19 protein-coding genes and 2 pseudogenes are annotated in these 25,380 nt (G+C 72.8%); 13 read left to right on the top strand and 8 right to left on the bottom strand.

Annotated features, from left to right (window positions below; genetic code table 11):
• Positions 1 to 2 precede the first annotated feature (2 nt).
• The 4 genes and pseudogenes from NX794_RS23775 to NX794_RS23760 all read right to left on the bottom strand — a co-directional run bounded on the left by NX794_RS23775 (position 3) and on the right by NX794_RS23760 (position 3,187).
• Positions 3 to 632 (bottom strand): CBS domain-containing protein, encoded by a 630-nt coding sequence (locus tag NX794_RS23775; protein ID WP_258780846.1) that lies wholly within the window; start codon positions 630 to 632, stop codon positions 3 to 5.
• 60 nt (positions 633 to 692) lie between these two features.
• Positions 693 to 1,100, bottom strand: coding sequence for a hypothetical protein (locus NX794_RS23770; RefSeq protein WP_258780845.1), 408 nt, complete (start codon positions 1,098 to 1,100; stop codon positions 693 to 695).
• Positions 1,101 to 1,324: 224 nt separating this feature from the next.
• Positions 1,325 to 2,014, bottom strand: a complete 690-nt coding sequence (locus tag NX794_RS23765; protein WP_258780843.1) for a glycerophosphodiester phosphodiesterase — start codon at positions 2,012 to 2,014, stop codon at positions 1,325 to 1,327.
• Positions 2,015 to 2,061: 47 nt separating this feature from the next.
• A pseudogene (locus tag NX794_RS23760) lies at positions 2,062 to 3,187 on the bottom strand (adenosine deaminase).
• A 162-nt stretch (positions 3,188 to 3,349) separates the two neighbouring features.
• Between NX794_RS23760 and NX794_RS35930 the strand changes: the two are divergent.
• The gene (locus tag NX794_RS35930; RefSeq protein WP_309506017.1) at positions 3,350 to 4,039 is read left to right on the top strand and encodes a DUF4190 domain-containing protein; all 690 of its coding nucleotides are present in this window, start codon (positions 3,350 to 3,352) and stop codon (positions 4,037 to 4,039) included.
• Positions 4,040 to 4,073: 34 nt separating this feature from the next.
• On the opposite strand, the gene ybiA is transcribed toward NX794_RS35930, so the two are convergent.
• Positions 4,074 to 4,631, bottom strand: a complete 558-nt coding sequence (ybiA, locus tag NX794_RS23750; protein ID WP_258780840.1) for a riboflavin biosynthesis intermediates N-glycosidase — start codon at positions 4,629 to 4,631, stop codon at positions 4,074 to 4,076.
• 210 nt (positions 4,632 to 4,841) lie between these two features.
• On the opposite strand from ybiA, the gene NX794_RS23745 reads away from it, so the two are divergent.
• The 8 genes from NX794_RS23745 (at position 4,842) to NX794_RS23710 (ending at position 14,534) form a co-directional block, all read left to right on the top strand.
• Positions 4,842 to 6,395, top strand: a complete 1,554-nt coding sequence (locus NX794_RS23745; RefSeq protein ID WP_258780839.1) for a gamma-aminobutyraldehyde dehydrogenase — start codon at positions 4,842 to 4,844, stop codon at positions 6,393 to 6,395.
• A 34-nt stretch (positions 6,396 to 6,429) separates the two neighbouring features.
• Positions 6,430 to 7,677, top strand: a complete 1,248-nt coding sequence (locus NX794_RS23740; protein ID WP_258780838.1) for a polyamine ABC transporter substrate-binding protein — start codon at positions 6,430 to 6,432, stop codon at positions 7,675 to 7,677.
• Complete coding sequence (locus NX794_RS23735) at positions 7,674 to 8,837, top strand: ABC transporter ATP-binding protein (RefSeq protein WP_258780837.1); 1,164 nt, start codon at positions 7,674 to 7,676, stop codon at positions 8,835 to 8,837. The genes NX794_RS23740 and NX794_RS23735 overlap by 4 nt, the downstream gene beginning before the upstream one ends.
• Positions 8,837 to 9,766 (top strand): ABC transporter permease, encoded by a 930-nt coding sequence (locus NX794_RS23730; protein WP_258780836.1) that lies wholly within the window; start codon positions 8,837 to 8,839, stop codon positions 9,764 to 9,766. Before NX794_RS23735 ends, NX794_RS23730 begins: the two co-directional genes overlap by 1 nt.
• Positions 9,767 to 10,567 carry an ABC transporter permease gene (locus NX794_RS23725; protein WP_258780835.1) on the top strand — a complete coding sequence of 267 codons (801 nt, stop codon included), beginning with the start codon at positions 9,767 to 9,769 and terminating at the stop codon, positions 10,565 to 10,567. It abuts the gene before it with no gap.
• Between the two features lie 27 nt (positions 10,568 to 10,594).
• Positions 10,595 to 12,025, top strand: coding sequence for an NAD(P)/FAD-dependent oxidoreductase (locus NX794_RS23720; protein WP_258780834.1), 1,431 nt, complete (start codon positions 10,595 to 10,597; stop codon positions 12,023 to 12,025).
• 134 nt (positions 12,026 to 12,159) lie between these two features.
• The gene (locus NX794_RS23715; RefSeq protein WP_258780833.1) at positions 12,160 to 12,618 is read left to right on the top strand and encodes a hypothetical protein; all 459 of its coding nucleotides are present in this window, start codon (positions 12,160 to 12,162) and stop codon (positions 12,616 to 12,618) included.
• A gap of 86 nt (positions 12,619 to 12,704) precedes the next feature.
• Positions 12,705 to 14,534, top strand: coding sequence for a chitinase (locus tag NX794_RS23710; RefSeq protein WP_258780832.1), 1,830 nt, complete (start codon positions 12,705 to 12,707; stop codon positions 14,532 to 14,534).
• Here the strand turns inward: NX794_RS23710 and NX794_RS23705 are convergent.
• Both NX794_RS23705 and gabT read right to left on the bottom strand, forming a co-directional pair.
• Positions 14,476 to 15,189, bottom strand: a pseudogene (locus NX794_RS23705) (phosphatase PAP2 family protein); the annotation flags it as partial. The gene NX794_RS23710 and the pseudogene NX794_RS23705 overlap by 59 nt on opposite strands.
• A 388-nt stretch (positions 15,190 to 15,577) precedes the next feature.
• Entirely contained in the window at positions 15,578 to 16,912 is a 1,335-nt protein-coding gene (gabT, locus tag NX794_RS23700) for a 4-aminobutyrate--2-oxoglutarate transaminase (protein WP_258780831.1), read from the bottom strand.
• A 288-nt stretch (positions 16,913 to 17,200) separates the two neighbouring features.
• Here gabT and NX794_RS23695 point away from each other — a divergent pair, with 288 nt between their 5' ends.
• The 3 genes from NX794_RS23695 (at position 17,201) to NX794_RS23685 (ending at position 22,658) form a co-directional block, all read left to right on the top strand.
• Positions 17,201 to 19,327 (top strand): ATP-binding protein, encoded by a 2,127-nt coding sequence (locus NX794_RS23695; RefSeq protein ID WP_258780829.1) that lies wholly within the window; start codon positions 17,201 to 17,203, stop codon positions 19,325 to 19,327.
• 93 nt (positions 19,328 to 19,420) lie between these two features.
• Positions 19,421 to 21,067, top strand: a complete 1,647-nt coding sequence (locus tag NX794_RS23690; RefSeq protein ID WP_258780828.1) for a PucR family transcriptional regulator — start codon at positions 19,421 to 19,423, stop codon at positions 21,065 to 21,067.
• A gap of 145 nt (positions 21,068 to 21,212) precedes the next feature.
• Positions 21,213 to 22,658 (top strand): aldehyde dehydrogenase family protein, encoded by a 1,446-nt coding sequence (locus tag NX794_RS23685; RefSeq protein ID WP_258780827.1) that lies wholly within the window; start codon positions 21,213 to 21,215, stop codon positions 22,656 to 22,658.
• Between the two features lie 77 nt (positions 22,659 to 22,735).
• On the opposite strand, the gene NX794_RS23680 is transcribed toward NX794_RS23685, so the two are convergent.
• The gene (locus tag NX794_RS23680) at positions 22,736 to 23,620 is read right to left on the bottom strand and encodes a DUF6426 family protein (RefSeq protein ID WP_258780825.1); all 885 of its coding nucleotides are present in this window, start codon (positions 23,618 to 23,620) and stop codon (positions 22,736 to 22,738) included.
• Between the two features lie 183 nt (positions 23,621 to 23,803).
• Here NX794_RS23680 and NX794_RS23675 point away from each other — a divergent pair.
• The coding region (locus tag NX794_RS23675; protein ID WP_258780824.1) for an AAA family ATPase at positions 23,804 to 25,380 on the top strand (1,577 nt) is incomplete at its 3' end.

The raw sequence follows: 25,380 nt of genomic DNA, 5'->3' as shown, positions 1-25,380 counted from the left end.
GATCACCCCACGGCGGCTCCGGACGCGTCGTCCACCCGATGGCTCAGCAGGTTCACCACGCCGATCACCCCGTCGAGCCGCCAGGCCGCGTGCACCGCCAGGGGCACGTCACTGCGCAGCTCCACCCGCCCCTTCAGGGTGACGACACCGTCCCGCACGGACACCAGCACGGCGTCGGCGGGCAGGCCCAGTTCGCCGGTCACGATCTCGTCGGTCACCTGCCGGCGGATGTCACCGTCCGCGCGCAGGAAGACCCGCAGCAGATCGCGCCGGGTGGCGATGCCGATGAGCCGGTCCTCCTCGTCCACCACCGGCAGCCGTTCCACCCCGCGCCGCTCCATCAACCGGGCGGCGTCCGGCACCCGTTGCTCGGGATGCACGGTGATCGCGGGGCTCGTCATCAGCTCCCGCGCGGTGCGGTCGGGACCCGGCGGGCCGTGGTGCCGGGCGGCCTGCTCGCGCACCAGGTCGGTGCCCGAGATCACGCCCACCACCTTGTCGTCCCGGTCCACGACCGGCAGCCCGCCGATCCGGTGCCGGTCCAGCAGCCGGACCACCACCTCGAACGGTGTCGTCGCCCGCACCCGGACGACGTCGCCGGTCATCACCTCGCCAACGGTGCGACTGGTCACGGTGGTTCCTCCTCACAACAGGGCCGGCCGGGGCCTCCCCGCCTCCTCGACCGGGTGCGGTCAGCGCTCCGGTCCGCCCCGCCACGGCGGCGGGGTGGCCGTACGGCGGCCGGTGTCCGCGCGGTGCACGACCCGGTCGACACGGCAGCGCAGCCGGTCCTGGAGCCGGTCCGCGAGTTCCCGGGCGGTCGCCTCCCGGGCGTGCGCGACGACGAGGGTGCGGCCGACCCGGATCTCCGCGCCGACCGACCAGGGCCGGCCGAGGTAGGGGGCGTCGGCCCGGGTGACGCGCACCTCACCGGTGACCGGCGGCAGCCCGGCCCGGCCGAGCACGGCGTCGACCTTCTCCCTGAGATAGCCCAGCTCGTCCTCGCCCACCTCACCCTCGGCCCGCAGCCGTACGGCGCCGCTGACGTCGGGGGTGCGGGTACGAGTACGGGCCCGGGTGCCGGTCTCGCTGGCAGTCATGTGCTCCACTCCTTCGGATCGTTCCGGTGCAGCGCACCCAGCCTCCTGCGCGCACCGCCCGCACCCCAGGGCCGAACGGCCCCGGCAGCCAGTCCGGGTGACCCCCGATCCACATTTTTGAACACGCTCAACAACGGCGCGCCGCGCGCCCTGGCCGTGCCGGAGCACCTGCCCGGCCTCATGGCCTGGAGGACCAAGCGCCTGGAAGCTCTGACGGAGGCGGACTAGCTCCCCTCGGCGCGCAACGCGTGCAGAAGGTCCACCCGGTTGGTGGTGATCGAGTCGGCGCCCAGGGTCAGCAGGCGGCGCATCGAGCGGCGGGTGTCGGGGGTCCAGGTGGAGAGGAGGTGGCCGGTGCGGTGGACGTGGGCCGCGAGGTCCCGGGTGACCAGGGAGAAACGGTAGTTGAGCCAGCGCGGGCGGATCGCGGCCAGCAGGGCGGGCCGGGGCGGGGCCAGGGACGTCCAGGTCAGGGCGATCTCCGCGGCCGGGTCGGCCGCGCGGACGGCCAGCATCGCCTCGGCGCCCGCGCAGTAGTAGACGCGATCCCGCGCCCCGCTCTGCCGGACCACGTCGAGGACCCGCTCCACGCAGCGGCGGTCCACCCGCCCGCACAGGTCCACCAGCACCCGGCTGTCCCCGGTCGCGGCCAGCGCCTCCGCGAGAGCCGGCACCCCGCCCGCCGTGAGCCCGCGCACCTCCTCGGCGGACAGCGCCCGCAGCGGCCGGTCCACCCCCCACAGCCGCTGGAGCGTGTCGTCGTGCAGCAGCACGGGTACGCCGTCACGGGTGAGCCGCACGTCCACCTCGACCGCGTCCGCGCCCTGGTCGAGCGCGGAACGCAGCGAGTCGATCGTGTTCTCTCGGAAACGGTAGGGGTCGCCGCGGTGCGCCACGGCGGTCACGGTCTGCATGCCCCCATTGTGGCCGCCGAGCCGCCCCGCGCCCGCGACCGCGCCCGTCAGCCGGCCAGCCAGGCCGCGGTGTACGTGTCGATCTCCGCCGCGATCCGCGCCTTGCCCGGCGCGTCCAGGAACGACGCCTCCACCGCGTTCCTGGCGAGGCCGGCGAGTCCCCGCTCGTCCAGGTCGAGCAGCCGGGCGGCCACCGCGTACTCGTTGTTCAGGTCGGTGCCGAACATCGGCGGGTCGTCCGAGTTGATCGTGACCAGCACCCCGGCCCGCGTGAAGTCCTTGATCGGGTGCTCGTCCAGGGTGCGGACCGCGCGGGTCGCGATGTTGGACGTCGGGCACACCTCCAGCGGGATCCGCCGCTCGGCGAGGTGGGCGAGCAGCTTCGGGTCCCGCGCGGAGCTGGTGCCGTGCCCGATGCGCTCGGCGCGCAGCTCGGTCAGCGCGTCCCACACCGTCTCCGGGCCGGTCGTCTCACCGGCGTGCGGGACGGAGTGCAGGCCGGCCGCGATGGCCCGGTCGAAGTAGGGCTTGAACTGCGGCCGGGGCACCCCGATCTCCGGACCGCCGAGCCCGAAGGACACCAGGCCCTCCGGGCGGACCCGGTCGTCGGTGGCCAGCCGCGCGGTCTCCTCGGCGGCTTCCAGGCCGGCCTCGCCGGGGATGTCGAAGCACCAGCGCAGTACGGTGCCGAACTCGGACTCGGCCGCCTTGCGCGCGTCCTCGATCGCCGCCATGAACGCCGTCTCCTCGATACCGCGCCGGGTGGAGGAGAAGGGGGTGATGGTCAGCTCGGCGTAGCGCACCTGCTGGCGGGCCAGGTCGCGGGCCACCTCGTAGGTGAGCAGCCGGACGTCCTCCGGGGTGCGGATCAGGTCCACCACCGACAGGTACACCTCGATGAAGTGCGCGAAGTCGGTGAACGTGAAGTAGTCGACCAGGGCTCCGGGGTCCGTGGGCACCTTGGAGTCGGGGTGCCGGGCGGCCAGCTCGGAGACGATGCGCGGGGAGGCGGAGCCCACGTGGTGGACGTGCAGTTCGGCCTTCGGCAGCCCGGCGATGAACGCCCGCAGGTCACGGTCGGCGGTGCCGGTGGCGGGTACGGTGCTGCTGTCGGTCATGGGGTCCTCCCCGGGACGGGCGCTCGCGGAGCGGTACGGCTCCGGGCGCGGTGATCGGCTGATCGGTCGAGCGGGGAACATCGTAGGCCCCGGTCCGAACCGGCCCCGGCCTGCCCGTAGCATGACAGGACGTCCAGCGAGGGGGTCCGCGAGCATGTCCGACGAGGTGTCCACACCGCCGGAGCAATCCCCAGCGGACGCGCCGAGGCCGCCTCACGTGTCCCTGGCGAAGCCGACCGCGCCCCCGGCCGACCGCACGCCGCCCACCCCCGTCCACGACCAGCAGACGCTGACCTCCCTGCCGACGGGCCCCGGGACACCGGGCGGGCCGGTGCCCTCCGCCCCCTGGGCCGGCCCCGCAGGCCCCGCCACACCCCCGGCCCACCCCTACGCCCCACCGGCCACGGCAGCGAACCCCTACGCGCCACCGACCGGACCGGCGAACCCCTACGCCCCGCCCGCCCCCACGCCGTACGGCGGAGTGGAGGCGGTCCCGCCCCCGCCCATCGCCCCCGACGGACCGGGCCAGGTGCCGTACGGCTACCCGAACGCCCCCGCCTCCTACGGCTACCCCGGGCAGCCGCACCAGCAGCAGGCATACGGCCTCACCCCTTACCCGGCCCCCGCACCCGGCTACGGCTGGCCCGGCATGGCCCTGCCCCCGAGCAACGGCCTGGGCACGGCTTCCCTGGTGCTGGGCATCCTGGCGGCGGCCGGGTTCCTGCTGTACCCGGTGGCGCTGGTGCTCGGCATCCTGGCCGTCGTCTTCGGCGTGATCGGCCGGGCGAAGGCCCGCCGGGGCGAGGCCACCAACCCGGGCGTGGCCCTGGCCGGCCTCATCTGCGGTGCCGTGGGCATCGTCCTGGTCGTCGGCCTCTTCGCGGCCTTCATCGCCGTCAGCACCTGAGCCGACCGGCGACCGCGGTACCGCGGCGCTCCCTCTAGCCCCTCGCCAGCCGCTCCCGCGCCTCCATCAGCGCGAACCCCAGCAGGTTCGGCCCCCGCCACCGCTCCGGGTCCGACGCGGCGTCGTCCGTCGCCGCCAGGCCGATGCCCCACACGCGGTCCACCGGGCTCGCCTCCACCAGCACCCGCTCGCCCGTGCCCAGCAGGAAGGCGCGCAGAGCGGCGTCGGCGGCGAACTTGTGCACGCTGCCCTCGACCACGATCCGGAACCGCTCCCGCCGCCATATCGCCTCGTCGAACCCGCGCACGAGGCGGCCCGCCTTCTTGGCCTCGGCGGGGTGCCCGGCGGCCAGCACCCGCCGCTCCGCCTCCGCGTCGCCGAAGAGGCGGGCCTTGGCGGCCATCATCCAGTGCTCGGCCGTCGCGTACCCGACCCCGTCGACCACGAAGAGTGACGGCCACCACTGGCTCAGACAGCTCGCGCCGAGCCGTCCGTCCGGCAGTGGCCGGTGGCCCCAGAAGTGGAGATATTTGATCCGGGACCCCGCACGGACCTGCCTGATCAGGGCGTCCAGCCCAGCGGTCGTTTCCATGCACGCGAGTGTGGCACGCACCACTGACACACCGTCCGTCCTTTTCCGCCCGGACTCGACACCTGGTCGACAGATTCCGTCGCGTAACCAAAAGGCAACAACGGAATCACTTGTTGGAGTGCCACTGCTCTGTCAGGATCGGCACTCAATTCGAGCTGGAGCTACGCCACCCACCCCCCGGGACGGGGCGAAACGGCGGAGGAGAGCGACATGCAGAACCCGGGCACCGCCACCCCGGAACGATTCCCCGCGCAGGAGCGATTCGCCGAGGGCGCGCAGTTCATCGCCGGCCGCCTGACGAAGGGCACGTCCGGCCGCACCCACGCCGTGATCGACCCGGCCACCGGTGACGAGGTGTACACCTACGAGCTGGCCGGCACCGAGGACGTCGACGCCGCCGTAGCCGCCGCGCGCGCCGCGTTCCCGGGCTGGTCGGGGGCCACCCCGGGCGAGCGCTCGGACGCCCTGCACCGGTTCGCCGCCGTGCTCGCCGAGCGTGCCGAGGACTTCGCCCGCGCCGAGTCGCTCCAGTGCGGCAAGCCGCTGAAGCTGACCCGCGAGTTCGACGTGCCGGGGACCGTCGACAACACCGCCTTCTTCGCCGGTGCCGCCCGGCACCTCCAGGGGCAGTCGGCCGGCGAGTACTCCGGCGACCACACCTCCTACGTGCGCCGCGAGCCCATCGGCGTCGTCGGCTCCATCGCGCCCTGGAACTACCCGCTCCAGATGGCCGCCTGGAAGATCCTCCCGGCGATCGCCGCCGGCAACACGATCGTCCTGAAGCCGGCCGAGCTGACCCCGCTCACCTCGCTGCTCTTCGCCCAGGCCGCCACCGACGCGGGCCTCCCGGACGGCGTGATCAACATCGTCACCGGTACCGGCCGGGAGGCGGGCGAGCACCTCGTCGGCCACCCCGACGTGGCCATGACCTCCTTCACCGGGTCCACCGCCGTCGGCAAGCGGGTCGCCGAGATCGCCACCGCCACCGTCAAGCGGCTCCACCTGGAGCTGGGCGGCAAGGCGCCGTTCGTGGTCTTCGACGACGCCGACCTGGAGGCCGCCGCCCACGGCGCGGTCGCCGGCTCGCTGATCAACACCGGGCAGGACTGCACGGCCGCCACGCGCGTGTACGTGCAGCGCCCCCTCCACGACGCCTTCGTGGAGCGCGTCGCCGCCCTGATGGAGACCGTGCGCCTCGGCGACCCCTTCGCGGCCGGCACCGACCTCGGGCCGCTCATCTCGCACGTCCAGCGCGACCGGGTGGCCGGCTTCGTGGAGCGGGCGCACGGCTACGCGCGCGTGGTGACCGGCGGCGAGGCCCCCCAGGGCGACCTGGCCAAGGGCGCCTACTACCGGCCCACCCTGGTCGCGGACGCGGCCCAGGACAGCGAGATCGTCCAGTCGGAGATCTTCGGCCCGGTACTGGTCGTGCTGCCGTTCGACAGTGATGATGAGGGCATCCGGCTGGCCAACGACACCCCGTACGGCCTGGCCGCCTCCGCGTGGACCACGAACGTCTACCGCGCGAACCGGGCCACCCGCGAGATCAAGGCGGGCTGCGTCTGGATCAACGACCACATCCCGATCATCAGCGAGATGCCGCACGGCGGCTACAAGGCCTCTGGCTTCGGCAAGGACATGTCGGCGTACTCGTTCGAGGAGTACACGCAGGTCAAACACGTAATGTTCGACAACACCGCGGTGGCCGAGAAGGACTGGCACCGCACCGTCTTCGGGGACCGTCAGCAGCAGACAGGCCAGTGACCCGGCCGAACCCTCCCGAAAGGGCAGCACACGCATGGAGCAGTACGAGCCCGACCGCCTGACCCCGGCCCAAGCGGCCGCCATGCGGCGCAGCCTGCGCGATGGCCGGGCGGCCATGACCCGCCGGTCCCTGCTGCGCGCCTCCGCCGGCGGCGCGCTCGCGGCCGGCGGCATCGGGGCGCTGGCCGGCTGCGGGATCCCCGCAGCCGGCAAGACCCAGGGCGGCACGTCCGCCGAGGACCACTCGGCCCAGGACAAGAAGGTGAACTTCTCGAACTGGACCGAGTACATCGACGTCGACGACAGCGGCAAGCACCACCCGACCCTGGAGACGTTCCGCAAGCGCACCGGGATCACGGTCGACTACACCGAGGACATCAACGACAACAACGAGTTCTTCGGCAAGATCAAGCCGCAGCTCGCCGCGGGCCAGGACACCGGGCGGGACCTCATCGTCCTGACCGACTGGCTGGCCGCCCGGCTGATCCGGCTCGGCTGGGTGCAGAAGCTGGACCCCTCGAACCTGCCGCACGCCTACGCGAACCTCTCGCCCCAGTTCCGCAACCCGGACTGGGACCCGGGGCGGGCCTACTCGTACCCCTGGCAGGGCATCTCGACCGTCATCGCCTACAACAAGAAGGCGCTGGACGGCATCGAGGTGAAGTCGGTGTCGGACCTGCTGGACAACCCCAGGCTCAAGGGCCGGGTCGGGTTCCTGTCCGAGATGCGCGACTCCATCGGGATGACCCTGCTCGACATGGGCAAGGACCCGGCGCACTTCACCGACGACGACTACGACGCGGCGATCGCCCGCCTCCAGAAGGCCGTCGACAAGGGCCAGATCCGCCGCTTCACCGGCAACGACTACACCTCCGACCTCACCAAGGGCGACCTCGCGGCCTGCGTCGCCTGGGCCGGAGACGTGGTCCAGCTCAAGTCGGACAGCCCCGACGTGGATTTCGTGATCCCCGACAGCGGTTACATGACGTCGACCGACAACCTGTGCGTCCCCAACAAGGCGCGGCACAAGACGAACGCCGAGCGGCTGATCGACTTCTACTACGAGCCCGAGCAGGCCGCGGCGCTCGCCGCCTACATCAACTACGTGACTCCGGTCGACGGCGTGAAGCCCTACCTTACGAAGATCGACAAGGACGCGGCGAACAATCCGCTGATCGTTCCCGACAAGGCCATGCAGGCCCGCTCCCATGCCTTCCGCTCGCTGAGCCAGAAGGAAGAGACGGCCTACGAAGAGAAGTTCGCGAAGCTCACAGGGGCGTGACGACGATGAAGACGACACCGGACAACAGCGGCGACGTCCGCCTCTCCGGCATCTCCAAGACCTACGACAACGGCTTCACCGCCGTACAGCCGCTGGACCTGACCGTCCCCGAGGGCTCCTTCTTCGCCCTGCTCGGCGCGTCCGGCTGCGGCAAGACCACCACGCTGCGCATGATCGCCGGCCTGGAGGACCCGAGCAGCGGCACCGTGTGCCTCGGCGACCAGGACGTCACGCACCTGCCGCCGTACAAGCGGCCGGTGAACACGGTCTTCCAGTCCTACGCGCTCTTCCCGCACCTGGACATCTTCGAGAACGTCGCCTTCGGTCTGCGCCGGCGCGGTCTGAAGAGCGTGAAGAAGCAGGTGGAGGAGATGCTGGACCTGGTGCAGCTCGGCGAGCAGGCGCGCAAGAAGCCGCACCAGCTCTCCGGCGGCCAGCAGCAGCGCGTCGCGGTCGCCCGCGCCCTGATCAACCACCCCCGGGTGCTGCTGCTCGACGAGCCGCTCGGCGCCCTCGACCTCAAGCTGCGCCGCCAGATGCAGCTGGAGCTGAAGCGCATCCAGACCGAGGTCGGCATCACCTTCGTGCACGTCACGCACGACCAGGAGGAGGCCATGACCATGGCCGACACGGTCGCCGTGATGAACGCGGGCCGCGTCGAGCAGCTCGGCTCGCCCAGCGCGCTGTACGAGAACCCGAACACCACCTTCGTCGCGAACTTCCTCGGCACCTCCAACCTCATCGAGGCCGAGGTCGACACCAAGAACGGCGACGACCTCGTGCTCAGGGCGGGCGGCGGCAAGCTGGTGCTGCCCCAGGCGCGATGTTCGGGCCCGACGACGGCCGGCGCCAAGGTGCTGGTCGGGGTCCGCCCCGAGAAGATCGCCCTCACCCACGCCGACGACGCCGGTACCGTCCCGGAGGGCCGCAACCGCGTCACCGGCAAGATCGCCGACGCGAGTTTCATCGGCGTCTCCACCCAGTACGTGATCGACACCCCGGTCTGCGACGAGTTCGAGGTCTACGTCCAGAACGTCGAGCGCGACGGCCGCCTGGTGCCCGGCGCCGACGTCGTCCTGCACTGGAGCCCGGCCCACACCTTCGGCCTGGACGCCGCCCAGGACATCGGCGCGGGCACCGAGGAAGAGGCGGCCGCCTGATGTCGACCCTCACCGAGGCGCCCCCGCCCCTCGCCCCCGCCGAACCCGAGGGCAAGCCCCCGCGCAAACGCGGCCGGTTCACCCCGTACTGGCTGCTGCTGCCCGGCATGCTCTGGCTGGTCGTCTTCTTCGCGCTGCCGATGATCTACCAGGCCTCCACCTCCGTGCAGACGGGCTCCCTGGAGGACGGCTACAACGTCACCTGGCACTTCGCGACCTACTGGGACGCGCTCGCCGAGTACTGGCCGCAGTTCCTGCGCTCGGTGTTCTACGCCGCCGCCGCGACCGTGCTGTGCCTGCTGCTGGGCTATCCGCTGGCCTACCTGATCGCCTTCCGGGCCGGCCGCTGGCGCAACCTGATCATGATCCTCGTGATCGCGCCGTTCTTCACCAGCTTCCTGATCCGCACCCTGGCCTGGAAGACGATCCTCGCCGACAACGGCCCGGTGGTGCACGCGCTGAACTCGCTGCACATCCTGGACCTCACCGACTTCCTCGGCTGGACGGCCGGCGACCGGGTCCTGGCCACCCCGCTGGCGGTGGTCTGCGGACTGACGTACAACTTCCTGCCGTTCATGATCCTGCCGCTCTACACCTCGCTGGAGCGGATCGACGGACGCCTGCACGAGGCCGCCGGCGACCTGTACGCCAAGCCCTGGACCACCTTCCGCAAGGTCACCTTCCCGCTGTCGATGCCCGGCGTGGTCTCCGGCACCCTGCTGACCTTCATCCCGGCGGCCGGCGACTACGTCAACTCCGAACTGCTCGGCTCCACCGACACCCGCATGATCGGCAACGTGATCCAGACGCAGTTCCTGCGCATCCTGGACTATCCGACCGCCGCCGCGCTGTCCTTCATCCTCATGGCCGCGATCCTGGCCATGGTCACGATCTACATCCGCCGATCCGGGACGGAGGACCTGGTCTAGATGCCCTTCCTCACCTGGCTCAAGCGCCGGCTGGTCGTCATCGCCGGCCTGATCACGCTCGCCTACCTGCTGCTGCCGAACGTCATCGTCACGGTGTTCTCCTTCAACAAGCCGAAGGGGCGCTTCAACTACGAGTGGCAGCAGTTCTCCACGGACGCGTGGCAGGATCCGTGCGGCGTCGCCGACATGTGCGGCTCGCTCTCCCTCAGCCTCCAGATCGCCGTCTGGGCGACGCTCGGGGCCACCCTGCTCGGCACGATGATCGCGTTCGCGCTGGTCCGCTACCGCTTCCGGGCGCGCGGCGCCGTCAACTCGCTGATCTTCCTGCCGATGGCGATGCCCGAGGTCGTCATGGCCGCCTCGCTGCTCACCCTGTTCCTCAACATGGGCGCGCCGCTCGGCTTCTGGACGATCCTGATCGCCCACATCATGTTCTGCCTGAGCTTCGTCGTCACCGCCGTCAAGGCCCGTGTGATGTCGATGGACCCGCGCCTGGAGGAGGCCGCCCGGGACCTGTACGCGGGACCGGTGCAGACCTTCCTGCGGGTCACCCTGCCCATCGCGGCACCCGGGATCGCCGCGGGCGCGCTGCTGTCCTTCGCGCTCTCCTTCGACGATTTCATCATCACCAACTTCAACGCCGGCTCGACCGTCACCTTCCCCATGTTCGTGTGGGGCTCGGCGCAGCGCGGAACGCCCGTCCAGATCAACGTGATCGGTACGGCCATGTTCCTGCTCGCCGTGCTGTTCGTGCTGGCGTCGATGCTCATCACCAACCGCCGCAACAGGCAAAAGGCCTAGGCACGTCCTCTGTAGGGAGTTGAAATCATGGCCCCAAGCGCCATGAGCCGTGGCAAAGACAACTGGATCGCCGCACTTTCCGAAGCCCGGCCGGTCCCGTACTGGCTGGAAGACCCCGGCAAGCCCCACGCCGAGCCCGCCCTGACCGGCCCCGAGACCTGCGACCTGCTGGTCGTCGGCGGCGGCTACAGCGGACTGTGGACCGCGCTCAACGCCAAGGAGCGCGATCCCGGGCGCGAGGTGGTCCTGCTGGAGGGCCGCGAGGTGGGCTGGGCCGCCTCCGGCCGCAACGGCGGCTTCTGCGCCGCCTCCCTCACCCACGGCCTGCCCAACGGGCTGACCCGCTGGCCGGACGAGATCGCGAAGCTGGAGGAGCTGGGGCGGCGCAACCTCGACGGGATCGAGGCCGCCGTCGCCCGGCACGGCATCGACTGCGACTTCGAGCGCACCGGCGAGATCGACGTCGCCACCGAGCCCTACCAGGCCTGGGAGCTGCGCGACTGGCACCGCGAGCTGGAGGAGAAGGGCCTCGCGGACGGCATCGAGTTCCTGGACGCCGACGCCCTGCGCGAGCAGGTGAACTCGCCCACCTTCCAGGCCGGCCTGTGGGACCGCCGGGGCGTGGCCATGCTGAACCCGGCCAAGCTCGCCTGGGGCCTGAAGCGGGCCTGTATCGAGCTGGGGGTGCGGGTGTACGAGCACACGCCCGCCCTGAGCCTGAAGCAGTACGGCGCCGGCATGGCCGTCCGCACCCCCTACGGCGCCGTCCGGGCCCGCCGGGTCGCGCTCGGCACCAACATCTTCCCGAGCCTGCTGCGGCGCGTGCGCTCGTACACCGTCCCGGTCTACGACTACGCCCTGATGACCGAGCCGCTCAGCGCCGGACAGCTCGCGGAGATCGGCTGGAAGAACCGCCAGGGCCTCGGCGACTCGGCCAACCAGTTCCACTACTTCCGGCTGTCCGCCGACAACCGCATCCTGTGGGGCGGCTACGACGCGATCCACCACTACGGCGGCCGGGTCCGCGCCGAGTACGACGACCGCCCGGAGACCTACGCCAAGCTGGCCGGCCACTTCTTCACCTGCTTCCCGCAGCTGGAGGGCATCCGCTTCACCCACGCCTGGGGCGGCGCGATCGACACCTGCTCCCGGTTCTCCGCGTTCTTCGGCACCGCCCACCAGGGCCGGGTCGCGTACGCGGCGGGCTACACCGGTCTCGGCGTCGGCGCGACCCGCTTCGGCGCGGACGTGATGCTGGACCTGCTGGACGGCGAGCGCACCGAGCGGACCGAGCTGGAGATGGTCCGCCGCAAGCCGCTGCCGTTCCCGCCGGAGCCCTTCGCGTGGACGGGCATCGCCCTCACCAAGTGGTCGCTGGCCCGCGCCGACGCCCACGGCGGCCGGCGCAACCTGTGGCTGCGCGCGATGGACAGGCTGGGCCTGGGCTTCGACAGCTAGGACCCGTCATGTGACCCAGGTCACTCGACCGGAACCGCGGAACCCGCGTAATGCTCCGGTGCCGCCTCCCTCTCTCCTTCCGACGCATCCGCGTCGACGGAAGAAGACGAAGGAAGAGAGAGGGAGGCATTCTGATGACTGGGGCGAAGACGGCGGTCGAGTGGCTGACATCCGTCGCACCGGACCCCGGCGCCTGCCGCTGGGAGTGGGAGCGCAACCCCCTGGGGGTCGCCCTGCTGCCGGCCGGCCGGGCCTGGGACGTGCTGATCCTGCCGGGCGACCTCGGCTATCCCACCCTGGACGTGCTCGTCCGCGTCCTAGACCAACCCGGCCCGGTGCTCGTCGACTTCGGCGACAACCGGGTCGGGTTCTTCGTGCCGCCGGGCACCGCGGCCCGCTGGCTGGGCACCGGCATCCGCACCGCCGGGACCGGCACCTGGATCGTGGTGCCGTACCCGGGCCGGGTGACCCAGGGCGTGCGCTGGCTGGTCACCCCGGACGGCTCGGGCACGCTCACCGATCCGGCGCTGCTGGAACTGGCGATGCACGAGGCGGCGGCGGGACTGGCCGGGCGACGGGATGAACACGGCTAGCGCCGGAACACCTTGACAGGAGGATTGGTCTGGACCAAATTGAGGGCGCTCCACCCCCTCCAACTCCCCCTTCCACGGAGGCCCTTGTGGAACGCTCCCCGAGCACGCACCGCGCTCGACGTCCCAGATCCGTCCTCGCCCTGCTCACGGCCGCGCTGCTGGCCGTGCCCGGTGTCACCGCGCTCTCGTCGGCCGCCCGTGCGGCCGACGCGGACGTCAGCCGCAACGGCGGCTTCGAGTCCGGCCTGACCGGCTGGACCTGCACGGCCGGTACGACCGTCACCTCGCCCGTGCACAGCGGGAGTTCCGCGCTCCAGGCCACCCCCGCCGGCGGCGACAACGCCCAGTGCGCCCAGACGGTGACCGTCCAGCCCGACTCCCAGTACACCCTGGCCGGCTACGTACGCGGCTCCTACGTCTACCTCGGCGCGAGCGGCACCGGCACCACCGACGTCTCAGCCTGGACCCAGTCCGCCCCCGACTGGCAGAAGCTGAGCACCACCTTCCGCACCGGCGCCACCACCAAGGTCACCATCTACACCCACGGCTGGTACGGCACCGGCGCCTACCACGCCGACGACATCTCCCTGACCGGCCCCGGCGGCAGCGGCGGCACCACCCAGCCGCCCGCCCCGCCCACCGGCCTCAAGACGGGCTCGGTCACCGCGTCCTCCGTCACCCTGTCCTGGTCGGCGGTCACCGGCGCGACCGGCTACACCGTCTACCGCGACGGCACCAAGGTGCAGACCGCGACCGGCACCTCGGCCACCGTGACCGGCCTCGCGGCGTCGACGGCGTACAGCTTCCAGGTCACGGCGGGCAACGACGCGGGCGAGTCCGCGAAGTCGGCGGCCGTGACGGCGACGACCGGCACGGGCGGCGGCGGTGGCGGCTCCTCGGACCTCCCCACCCACGCCCTCGTCGGCTACCTCCACAGCAGCTTCGCCAACGGCGCCGGCTACACCCGCCTCGCCGACGTCCCCGACAGCTGGGACGTCATCGACCTGGCCTTCGGCGAACCCACCTCGGCCACCTCCGGCGACATCCGCTTCAACCGCTGCCCGGTCACCGAGTGCCCGAACGTGGAGAGCGACGCCGACTTCAAGGCCGCGATCAAGGCCAAGCAGGCGGCCGGCAAGAAGGTGCTGATCTCCATCGGCGGCCAGAACGGTCAGGTGCAGCTCACCACCACGGCGGCCCGCGACGCCTTCGTCTCCTCGGTCTCGAACATCATCGACACCTGGGGCCTAGACGGCCTCGACGTCGACTTCGAGGGCCACTCGCTCTCCCTGAACGCGAACGACACGGACTTCAGGAACCCCACCACGCCCGTGATCGTCAACCTCATCTCGGCCCTGAAGACCCTCAAGGCCAAGTACGGCGCCAAGTTCGTGCTGACCATGGCCCCCGAGACGTTCTTCGTGCAGAACGGCTACCAGTACTACGGCACCGGCAAGTGGGGCGGCCAGGACCCGCGCTGCGGCGCCTACCTCCCGGTCATCCACGCCCTGCGCGACGACCTCACCCTGCTGCACGTCCAGGACTACAACTCGGGCTCGATCATGGGCCTGGACAACCAGTACCACTCCATGGGCGGCGCCGACTTCCACATCGCCATGACCGACATGCTGCTCACCGGCTTCCCGGTGGCCGGCGACCCGGACAACGTGTTCCCGCCGCTGCGCCCCGACCAGGTCGCCATCGGCATGCCGGCGTCCACCAACGCGGGCAACGGCTACGTCGCCCCGGCCGAGGTCACGAAGACCCTGGACTGCCTGACGAAGAAGACGAACTGCGGCTCGTACCAGACCCACGGGACGTGGCCCGCGCTGCGCGGTCTGATGACATGGTCGGTGAACTGGGACCGCTTCTCGAACGGGGAGTTCCAGAAAACCTTCGACGGCTACTTCGGCTGAGGTGGCTGCTTCGGCTGAGGCGGCTACTTCGGCTGCTTCGGCTGACGAGGGCGAGGCCGGTCAGCAGCACGCCGCACAGACACCAGCTCGCCACCACGTCCAGCGGCCAGTGGTACCCGTGCCGCACCAGCCCGTACGACACCCCGAGCACCAGGACCCCGCAGCCCGCCACCAGCGTCCGGCGGGCGGCGGGGGAGCGGAGCCAGGGCAGCAGGAGCAGGGTCGCGGCGCCGTACGCGGCCATCGCCGTCGCCGTATGGCCGGACGGGTAGTAGCCGACGGCCGGGGGCACCACGGGTGTCCCCGGCCGGTCGGTCCACGCCTTGAGCGGGACGACGGCCGCCGGAACCAGCGCCATCAGCACACAGGCGCCCAGCGGCGACAGCCACCACCGGTCGGCGCCGGCGGCCCGCCCCCGCCAAGCCGCGTACCCGACGGCGACGACCAGCACCGGCACCGCGACCTGGACGTTTCCGAGATCGGAGAGGAACTGGCCGACCCCGTCCGGACGCACCAGGGCCCGGCTGACGTCCGCGTCGAGCCGGAGCAGGGGCCCGTGGACGAGGACCTGCCAGGTGATCAGCACGAGCAGGACAGCGGGCGGCAGGGCGAGCCCGGCGAGGAGGGACAGGGAGCGGCGGACGGAGGTCGACACGGCTCCCAGCCTGGCAGAGACCCGGGCCGGCCGGGGGAAGGAGGTCGGCCGCCCCGGAACCGGGGGGGATGGTTCCGAGGCGGCCGTCCGGATCGGGATGTCGCGCGCCCCGGGGGGTTTGGGGCGGCGACCGTCCGATCGGTGAGGAGATCCCGGAGCCGTCAGGCGCCGGTTGTGTGCGCGAGGGCACGGCCAGGTCGGAGCTGGGGATGCCTCGGCCTGAGACCGCCCGCAGTCCCCTGCGGGCGGGGTGTATCTCTCATCGGGGTAGAACCTACGGCAGGCCGAGGCGCTTGGGCAGACGGATTCCCGTCCCGCCATCCACCTCGCACACCTTCTTCACACGGCCCACCGGAGGGACACCTTCTGTGAGACGCGGGCCGATCGCTCAGATGCGCGAGAAGGCCTGCTCGATGATGTCGAGGCCCTCGTTCAGCAGGTCCTCGCCGATGACCAGCGGGGGCAGGAAGCGCAGCACGTTGCCGTAGGTGCCGCAGGTGAGGACCAGCAGGCCCTCGGCGTGGCAGGCCTTGGCGAGACCGGCGGCGGCCTCCGCGTTCGGCTCCTTGGTGGCGCGGTCCTTGACCAGCTCGATGGCGATCATGGCACCGCGCCCGCGCACGTCGCCGATGATGTCGAACTTCTCGGCCATGGCGGTGAGGCGGTCCTTCATGACCTCCTCGATGCGCTTGGCCTTGCCGTTGAGGTCAAGCTCCTTCATCGTCTCGATGGCACCGAGCGCACCGGCGCAGGCGACGGGGTTGCCGCCGTAGGTGCCGCCGAGGCCGCCGGCGTGCGCGGCGTCCATGATCTCCGCGCGGCCGGTGACGGCGGACAGCGGCAGACCGCCGGCGATGCCCTTGGCGGTGGTGATCAGGTCCGGGACGATGCCCTCGTCCTCGCAGGCGAACCACTGGCCGGTCCGGCAGAAGCCCGACTGGATCTCGTCCGCGACGAAGACGATGCCGTTGTCGGCGGCGAACTGGCGCACGGCCGGCAGGAAGCCCTTGGCCGGCTCGATGAAGCCGCCCTCGCCGAGCACCGGCTCGATGATGATCGCGGCGACGTTGTCCGCGCCGATCTGCTTGCTGATCTGGTCGATGGCCTGCTTGGCGGCCTCGGGGCCGGCGTTCTCGGCGCCGGTGGGCCAGCGGTAGCCGTAGGCCACCGGCACCCGGTACACCTCGGGCGCGAACGGACCGAAGCCGTTCTTGTACGGCATGTTCTTCGCCGTCAGCGCCATCGTCAGGTTGGTGCGCCCGTGGTAGCCGTGGTCGAACACCACCACGGCCTGCCGCTTGGTGTACGCACGCGCGATCTTGACGGCGTTCTCGACGGCCTCGGCGCCGCTGTTGAACAGCGCGGACTTCTTGGCGTGGTCACCCGGGGTCAGCTCGGCCAGCGCCTCGGCGACGGCGACGTAGCTCTCGTAAGGGGTGACCATGAAACAGGTGTGGGTGAAGTCGGCGAGCTGAGCGCTCGCCTTCCGTACGACGGCCTCGGCGGACGCCCCGACGCTGGTCACGGCGATGCCGGAGCCGAAGTCGATCAGGCTGTTGCCGTCGACGTCCTCGATGACACCGCCGCCGGCGCGGGCGACGAAGACCGGCAGCGTGGAGCCCACGCCCTGCGCGACCACGGCGGTACGGCGGGCCTGCAGCTCCTGCGACTTCGGGCCGGGTATGGCGGTGACGACGCGGCGCTCCTGCGGAAGTGCGGTCATGGAGGGCTCCCTGATGATCTTGCGTGGCTCGTGCGGTGCTCTTGCGTACCGGGCGGTCCCGGGCTGGTCCGGGCGGTGCGTTTTCGGACGCTTACCTCTTTCTTCGCAGGCTAGGGCCGGGTGTGCGGGGTGGGCATGCTCCATGTGGGCGTTGTCGGTCCGCACGGTTGTCCGCCGTGGACATACCACCGCGCCCACTTCCCGGCCGCGTGAGCGCTGAACTCCCCGTACCGGAGCGTTACATTGCTCGCTGACGACCACGGAACGGCCGGCCAGGGGGCGCGACACATGGACACCGACGGCACCAGGGACGCCCACAACACCCACGCGACCCCACTGCCACGACCGGCGGGACCGGTGGAGGGGGCCGTCATGCCGCCCATGCCCACGATGCCACCCGGCGCGCCCCCCAGGCCGGACGGCAGCACCTTCCTCACCTGGCTGCGGGCACCGCGCCCCCAGGCGGCACCCGGCGTGTGGCGTCTGGGGCACCGGCCCCGGCCGGAGCGGGAACCCGAGCGGATCCCGACCCGGCAACTGCTCAGCGGCGCCCTCATCGCCTTCCTCGTGGGCTGGCTGGTGTGGTCGCTGCTGTGGAACGGCTACCTGGGCACCTGGTGGGTACTGCCCCTCGACCTGTTCACCCCCGACTCCTGGCGGGAGGGCAACGACCGCGTCGGCAACGCGTTCCTCTGGTACGGCTACTACACGGTCATCGCCCTCGCCATCCTGTTCGTCGTCGGCCGCCTCGGCCGCTGGGGCGAGGTGTGGCGGCGCTTCGGGCCGCCCGCCTGGCAGCCGTCCGAGCCCACGGCCGAGCCCCCGCCCACCCCCGGCCAGGACCCCGCCGAGTTCCCGCACCTGCGGGCCGCCGGTGCGGGAGCCGCCGCCGAGCGGCTGGCCGCTGAGGCCCGGGCCGGGGTGATGCGGGACGTCGACCACGCGCGGATCGACCGGGCCTGGCAGGGCGTACGCTCCGGCCGGCACTCCCTCGCCGCCTTCACCGGCGCCGTGCTCAAGGACGGCTCCGCCGCCTGCCTGCACCCCTCGGGCGAGCGCGACCTGCCCGCCCGGCACGCCCGGCACGACCTGCTCACCGGGCAGGTCCGGCTCGGCACCACCGCCGACGACCCCCGCAACCCCTACCACTACCGGGGCGCGGGCCTCGGCCTGGGCCCCGACCTGCTCGGCACCTCGCTGCTCGCGGTCGGCCCGGCCGGCTCCGGCAAGACGGGTGGCGTGATCCGGCCCCTCGCCGAGTCCCTGTGCCTGCACGCCCTAGCCGGGCAGGCCGCCGTCGTGGTCGTCGGCGCGGCGGGCGCCGGCCTCGGCCCGGCCGAGTCCTACGACGTCGTGGTCCGCATCGGCCACACCGACTCCGTCTACGACCTCGACCTCTACGGCGGTACCACCGACCCCGACGAGGCCGCCGCCATACTCGCCGAGGCCCTCGTCGGCGACCTCGCCGACCCGCACCCGGGCAGCGACAGCCGCCGCTCCACCACGGTCCTCGCCCAGCTTCTCGGCCCGTTCCACGCCGTCCACGGCCGCTTCCCGTCCGTGCCCGAGCTGCGTGGACTCCTCGACGGCGCGCCCGGCCCGCTGGCCGCGCTCCGCAAGGCGCTCACGGACACCGGGCAGGAGCCGCTGCTCAGGGAACTGGACGCCCGGGAGCGGCAGGTGGCCCACCCGGGCGATGTCGGCACGGTGCTCGCCGACCGGATCGCCCTGCTCGACCGGCCGGCCTTCGCGCCCTTCTTCGACACCTCCGGCCGGACCCGGCCGTTCTCCCTCAAGGCCCTCGACCATCCCGTCCGCGTCCGCGTCGACCTGCCGCAGCGCGGCCACGCCGACGCCTCCCGGATCCTCGCCCGGCTGGTGCTCGCCCAGTTCACCGCGGCCGTGACGGCGCGGGAGGACCGCTCCCTGTTCGCCTGCCTGCTGCTGGACGACGCCTCCGGAGTCGTCACCCCGGAGGCCGTGCGCGGCATCCAGCGGCTGCGGTCAGCGGGCGCCGGCGCGGTGCTCACCCTCCGCACCCTGGACGACGCGCCCCGTCCGCTCCGCGGCCCGCTGCTCGGCGCCATCGGCTGCCGGATGGCCCTGTCGGGCCTCACCCCCTGGGACGGGCAGGACTTCGCCGAGGTGTGGGGCAAGGAGTGGACCGAGACCCGGGACGTCACCGACCGGCAGATCATCGCCGAGACCCCGGCCGGCAAGGCCGTGCACATGCTGCGCCGGGTCATCACCGGGCAGGCGCCGACGGCCCGCGCCGTCACCGTCCGCCAGGTGGAGCGCGAGCGTTGGTCCGCCTCCGAGTTGGCTCATGCCGTGCCGGCCGGGCATGCCGTGTTGTCGTTGACCAGTGTGCGGGGGGAGCACGCGCCGCCGTTGCTGGTGGATCTGCGGGGATGAGGGCGGGCGACCCGTACGGTGAGGCAGAATCGGGTTGAGCCGTTCATACGCGGCGGCCAAAAGATCAGCGGCCCCCCTCACCGTGAAGGTGCCATGCCCCCGACCCTCGCCTCGCTCGTCCACCACTCCGCGCTGAAACTGACCGTGCGCGCCGGTGCGGACCGCCTCGACGTGCCCGTCCGCTGGGCGCACGTCAGTGAGCTGGCCGACCCCGTCCCCTATATGGAGGGCGGCGAGCTGCTGCTGATCACCGCGCTCAAGCTGGACGCGGAGGACCCGGAGGCCATGCGCCGGTACGTACGGCGGCTCGCCGGTGCGGGCGTGGTGGGGCTTGGGTTCGCCGTCGGGGTGAATTACGAGGAGGTCCCCCAAGCGCTCGTCGACGCGGCGAGTGAAGAGGGGCTGCCGTTGCTCGAAGTGCCCCGGCGTACGCCCTTCCTCGCCATCAGCAAGGCCGTCTCCGCCGCCATCGCCGCCGACCAGTACCGCGCCGTCACCGCCGGTTTCGCCGCCCAGCGCGAGCTGACCCGGCAGGCGCTGAACGCCGGCCCCGAGGGCCTGCTCGGCGCCCTCGCCGCCCAGGTCGACGGCTGGGCCGCGCTCTACGACGCCTCCGGCGCCGTCGTCGCCGCCGCCCCCGAGTGGGCCGGCCGGCGGGCCGCCCGGCTCACCGCCGAGGTGGAGCGGCTGCGCGAGCGCCCCGCCCCCGCCTCCTCCGTCGTCGGCGGCCCCGAGCACGAGGACCGCGTCGAGCTGCACTCCCTCGGCACCGGCCGCAGACCCCGCGCCGCCCTCGCCGTCGGCACCGCCGCCGCCCTCGGCACCGCCGAGCGGTACGCCGTGCACTCCGCCATCGCCCTGCTCACCCTCACCACCGAACGCTCCCGCTCCCTGCACGCCGCCGAACAGCGCATCGGCACCGCCGTCCTGCGCATGCTGCTGGCCGGCGAACCCGACCACGCCCGCGCCGTCGCCGGCGACCTGTACGGGGCGCTGCTGGACGCGCCGTTCCGGATGGTCGTCGCCGAGTCCGTGCCCGGCCCCGCCGCCCGTGGCCCCGCCGGCCCCGCCGGCCCCGCCGGGGACCCGCTGGGCACGCTCACCGAGACCGTGGAGTCCGCCGCCGCCCGCGCCGGGGAGGCCGTCCTCGTCGTCCCCGACGGCGAACGGCTGGTGGTGCTCGCCGCGGACGGCGGCGCGGCCGTCACCGCCTGCACCGAGCACACCACCGCCCTTGAGGCGGTCCGCGCGGCGCCCGAGCGGTCCGCGGGGCAGGCGGCGGGACAGGCCGCGGGGCAGTCCACGGGCGCGGACCACGAACTCGTCGTCGGACTGTCCGCACCGGCCGGGCCGATCGCCGCCGCCGCTGCCTACAAACAGGCCGAGCAGGCGCTGTCGGTGGCGCGCCGGCGCGGACGCGTGCTCGTGGAGCACGAGCAGCTCGCCGCCGGCTCCGTGCTGCCACTGCTGGCCGAGGACGCGGTGAAGGCCTTCGCGGACGGCCTGCTGCGGGCGCTGCGCGAGCATGACGCCACCGGCCGCGGCGACCTGGTCGCCTCGCTGCGGGCCTGGCTGTCCCGGCACGGCCAGTGGGACGCCGCCGCCGCCGACCTCGGCGTCCACCGGCACACCCTGCGCTACCGGATGCGGCGCGTCGAGGAGATCCTGGGCCGCTCCCTGGACGACCCCGACGTCCGGATGGAGCTGTGGCTCGCCCTCAAGGCCACCTCCCCCGACTGACCCGCGCCCCCGGTCACCCCGCCATTCCGGCGCAGCCCCCGCTCCGACTGCTACGGCACGGACAAGCGACCACCGGCCGGGTCCGCCCTACCGTGGACCACGAAAGCCAAGCACACCCCCAACGCGGAAGGGCCGGGAATCACCTATGACTTCCACCCACGCCTTCTGGCTCGCCGGCCGCCAGGTCACCGGCGAGGACACCTTCGACGTGACGTCCCCCTGGGACGGCCGGCTCGTCGGCAAGGTCAGCGTGCCGACCGACGCCCAGGTCGAGGAGGCCGTGGCCGCCGCGTACGCCGTGCGGGACGAGTTCGCCGGCACCCCGGCGCACGTCCGGGCCGCCGCCCTCGACCACGTCAGCCGGCGGCTCGCCGAGCGCACCGAGGAGATCGCCCAGCTGATCTCCGCCGAGAACGGCAAGCCGGTCAAGTGGGCCCGCGGCGAGGTCGGCCGGGCCGTCTCCGTGTTCCGGTTCGCCGCCGAGGAGGCCCGCCGGTTCAACGGCGGCGAGGCCCAGCGGCTCGACACCGACGCCGGCGGCCAGGGCCGCCTCGCGCTCACCCGCCGCTTCCCCAAGGGCGTCGTGCTCGGCATCGCGCCGTTCAACTTCCCGCTGAACCTGTGCGCGCACAAGGTCGCCCCGGCCATCGCCGCCGGCGCCCCGATCATCCTCAAGCCGGCCCCGGCCACCCCGCTGTCCGGCCTGATCCTCGGTGACCTGCTCGCCGAGACCGAGCTGCCGGCCGGTTCCTGGTCGATCCTGCCGGTCGCCAACGACAAGATGCCCGCCCTCGTCCAGGACGAGCGGCTGCCGGTGATCTCCTTCACCGGGTCCGAGAAGGTCGGCTACGCGATCATGGACTCGGTGCCCCGCAAGCACTGCACGCTGGAGCTGGGCGGCAACGGCGCGGCGGTCGTCCTCGGCGACTACGCCTCCGACGCCGACCTGGACTGGGCCGCGACCCGCATCGCGACCTTCTCCAACTACCAGGGCGGCCAGTCCTGCATCTCCGTGCAGCGCGTGATCGCCGACGCCGCCGTGTACGACCGCCTGCTGCCGCGCGTCGTCGCCGCCGTCGAGGCCCAGGTCACCGGTGACCCGGGCGACGCCAAGACCGACGTCGGCCCGCTGGTCAGCGAGGACGCGGCCCGGCGCGTGGAGTCCTGGGTCAAGGAGGCCGTCGAGGCCGGCGCCACCCTGCTCACCGGCGGCGACCGCGACGGCGCCTCCTACGCGCCGACCGTCCTCACCGACGTACCGGCCGACACCACCCTCGCCCGCGAGGAGGTCTTCGGACCGGTCCTCACGGTGCAGAAGGTGGCCGGCGAGGCCGAGGCGTTCGCGGCCGTCAACAGCTCCAAGTACGGCCTCCAGGCGGGCGTGTTCACCCACGACGTCCAGGTCGCCTTCCGCGCCCACCGTGCCCTGGAGGTCGGCGGCGTGGTGATCGGCGACGTCCCGTCCTACCGCGCCGACCAGATGCCGTACGGCGGCGCCAAGCAGTCCGGCGTGGGCCGCGAGGGCGTCCGGTTCGCGATGGAGGACTACACCTACGAGCGCGTGCTGGTCCTCACCGGTCTCGCGCTCTGACCTGCCACGGACAGGTCAGGAAGGCCGGACGGCCGCAGCCCACTGTGCGGGGGCTGCGGCCGTCCCGCCGTTTCCGGTCAGCGGCACTCGCGGCCGGTGACCTTGCCGGTCGGCGCCGTGACGTTCACGTACTCCGTCGTGTACTGACCGAACAGGTTGTACGTGGTGATGGCGTACACCTTGGTCTGGTACTCGACGTACGGCGCCCAGGAGCCACCCGGCTCGATGGTGACCTCGCTGGTGAAGCTGCGCGTCACGGTCGTGTTGAGCTTCGTCCCCAGCGTGGCGGAGAGCAGGTCGCTCGCCTTCGCGCTGATGTTGGTGCTCACCTCGAACGCCACGTTGTACCCGAAGGTGTCGGACACCTTCTTCGGGACGTTCAGGTCGTTGACGTAGCAGTTCTGCTGGTCCTCCCACTTCCGGCCCTCGCGGTACAGGGTCACCAGCGGACCCGCGCCGCTGCCGCCCCCGCCTCCGCCGTCGCTCCAGCTGAAGCTGGGGATCTCCGGGCTCTCCGGCGCGGAGGGCCGCGTGGCGGTGCCGCTGACCACCACGGTGGGCAGCGTCGCGTCGACCGGCTGGCCGATCTCCCCCTCGCTCACGTTCGGCAGGCCCTCGCCGGTGCTGCCCGGGTCGCCGCCCGCGTCCCCGTCCCCGTAGTTGCCGTAGTCGCCGTACCCCGCGTTGCCCCCGCCGCCGTAGTCGCCGCCACCGGAGTCGCCGCCGGAGTCCCCACCGCCCCAGCCGCCGCCACCGTCTCCGCCGCCGCCCCAGCCGCCGGGGTCCCCGCCGCCCCAGTCGCCGCCGCTGTCCCCGCCACCGCCGTCGTCGCCCGGGTCCTCGTCCTGGCACAGGGTGCTGCCGCCGCAGGCGAACGCGGTGGACGGGGCGATGACCGCGGGTACGGCGGTCAGGACGGCGGTGCCGAGCGCGGCGGCCACCGCCATGGATCTGAGCCTCAAGGTGTTCCTCCAGGTCGGACGGGTGCCAGACGAATTTCGAACGTGTGTCTGACGAGTGCTGACGGGAACGGAGTCTTTCCGGCGCGCGGCCGCCCCGGTAGCCGTAGAACTGCGTAACGGACTACGTAGCGTCGCCTTCGGGCTTTCTGTAGGGTTCCTGTGAGGCCGCCAGGGGGAGTGACCGTGTTCGTGGTGCCCGCGGAGATGGCCGACGGCCCGCTGGTCGGACGCGACCGGGAGACAGCGCAACTCGCCGACGCCATCGGCCGGTTGGCGGCGGGACGCGGCGCCGTGCTGGAGATCACCGGCGACCCCGGCATCGGCAAGACCCGGCTGGCCGTCGCGCTGACGGACCTGGCCGCCCGCCACGGACTCCCGGTGCTGCGGGCCCACGCCCTGCGCACCGGCGCCACCGCCTTACAGGTCTTCCGGGACGCCGGCTGCGCAGGCCCGCAAGCGGGGGAGCGGGACCCGTACGAGACGGTCGCCGAGCGGGCCGCAGGCGCCGTCCTGGTGCTGGAGGACGCGCAGTGGTGCGACCCCGCCTCGCTCGACCTCCTGCTGCGCCTGGTCCGCACCCCGGCCCGCCTGGTCCTCGCCGTCGTCCACCGGCCCCGGCAGAGCGCCCCGGCGCTGCTCGCGGAGCTGGACCAGGGGGTCCGCACGGGCACCGTGACCCGCCTTGCGCCCGGGCCCCTGGACGCCGACGCGGTCGCCGCCCTGCTCGACACCTGGCGGGCGCCCGGCGGACTCCGCGACGAGGACGAGGCCGAGGCGGGCCCGACCGGCCCCGGGCGGTTCAGCGACCGGCTGGCGGCCGCGTCCGGCGGCAACCCGCGCCACTTGCGGCTGCTCGTCGCCGCCCGCTGGGACCCGGACCAGTGGCCGGACCGGCCCGGCTCCGACAGCGCCGGGATGCTGCGCGAGGCCGCCCCGCTGATCGCCGAACTGGACGCGCTCGGTCCGCGCACGGCGGCCGTCGCGCGAACGGCGGCCGTCCTCGGTGAACCGTTCCGGCTCGCCGATGTCGCCCGCGTCTCGGGACTCGGCGAGGAGGCCACGCTCGACGCGTTCACCGAGCTGGTGCGCGCGGACCTGATGCAGCCGGCCGGCTGGGGCGGGCCCCCGGCCTTCCGGCACCCCGTCATCGGCCACGTCGCCCACGAGAGCGCCGACCTGTCCTTCCGGCTGCGCACCCACCGGCAGGCCCTGCGGACGATCATCGACCGGGGCGGCCCCGCCCGCGAACAGGCCCGGCACGCCGAGCACTTGGCGGGCACCGACGCCGAGGCGGCGGATATCCTCGCCGCGGGCGCCGCCGAGGTCGTCACCGGCGCCCCCGCGACGGCCGCGCGCTGGCTCCGCCTCGCCCTGGACACCCGCCCGCCCCGCGACGCCGCCGGAAACACCCTCCGCCTCGCCTGCTGCCGCGCCCTGATAGCAGCCGGCCACCTGGAAGAGGCCCGCACCCTCGCCCACGAACTCCTGTCCGGCCTGGACCCGGACACCACCCCGTCCCGGCCCCTCCGGGCGTACGGCGGCCCGGGTGCCGCCCTGGATGGGCCCCTCTGGGGGTCCGGCGGCCCGGGCGCCGCCCCGGATGGGCCCCTCCGGGGGTCCGGCGGCCCGGAGGCCGCCCCGGATCGGCGCCCCCAGGCGTACGCGGGCCCGGGTGATGCCCCCGGCCTGCACCGCCAGCGGCACGTGGTCCCGGCCGACGCCTCCGACCGTCACCCGCAGCCGTATGCCGGGTTGGCCGG

Origin of the sequence: Streptomyces pyxinicus (genome assembly GCF_024753135.1) — a bacterium.
Classification (GTDB): domain Bacteria; phylum Actinomycetota; class Actinomycetes; order Streptomycetales; family Streptomycetaceae; genus Streptomyces; species Streptomyces pyxinicus.
The sequence above is the reverse complement of the archived record's forward strand: the minus strand, read 5'-3'. Positions and strand labels throughout refer to the sequence as shown.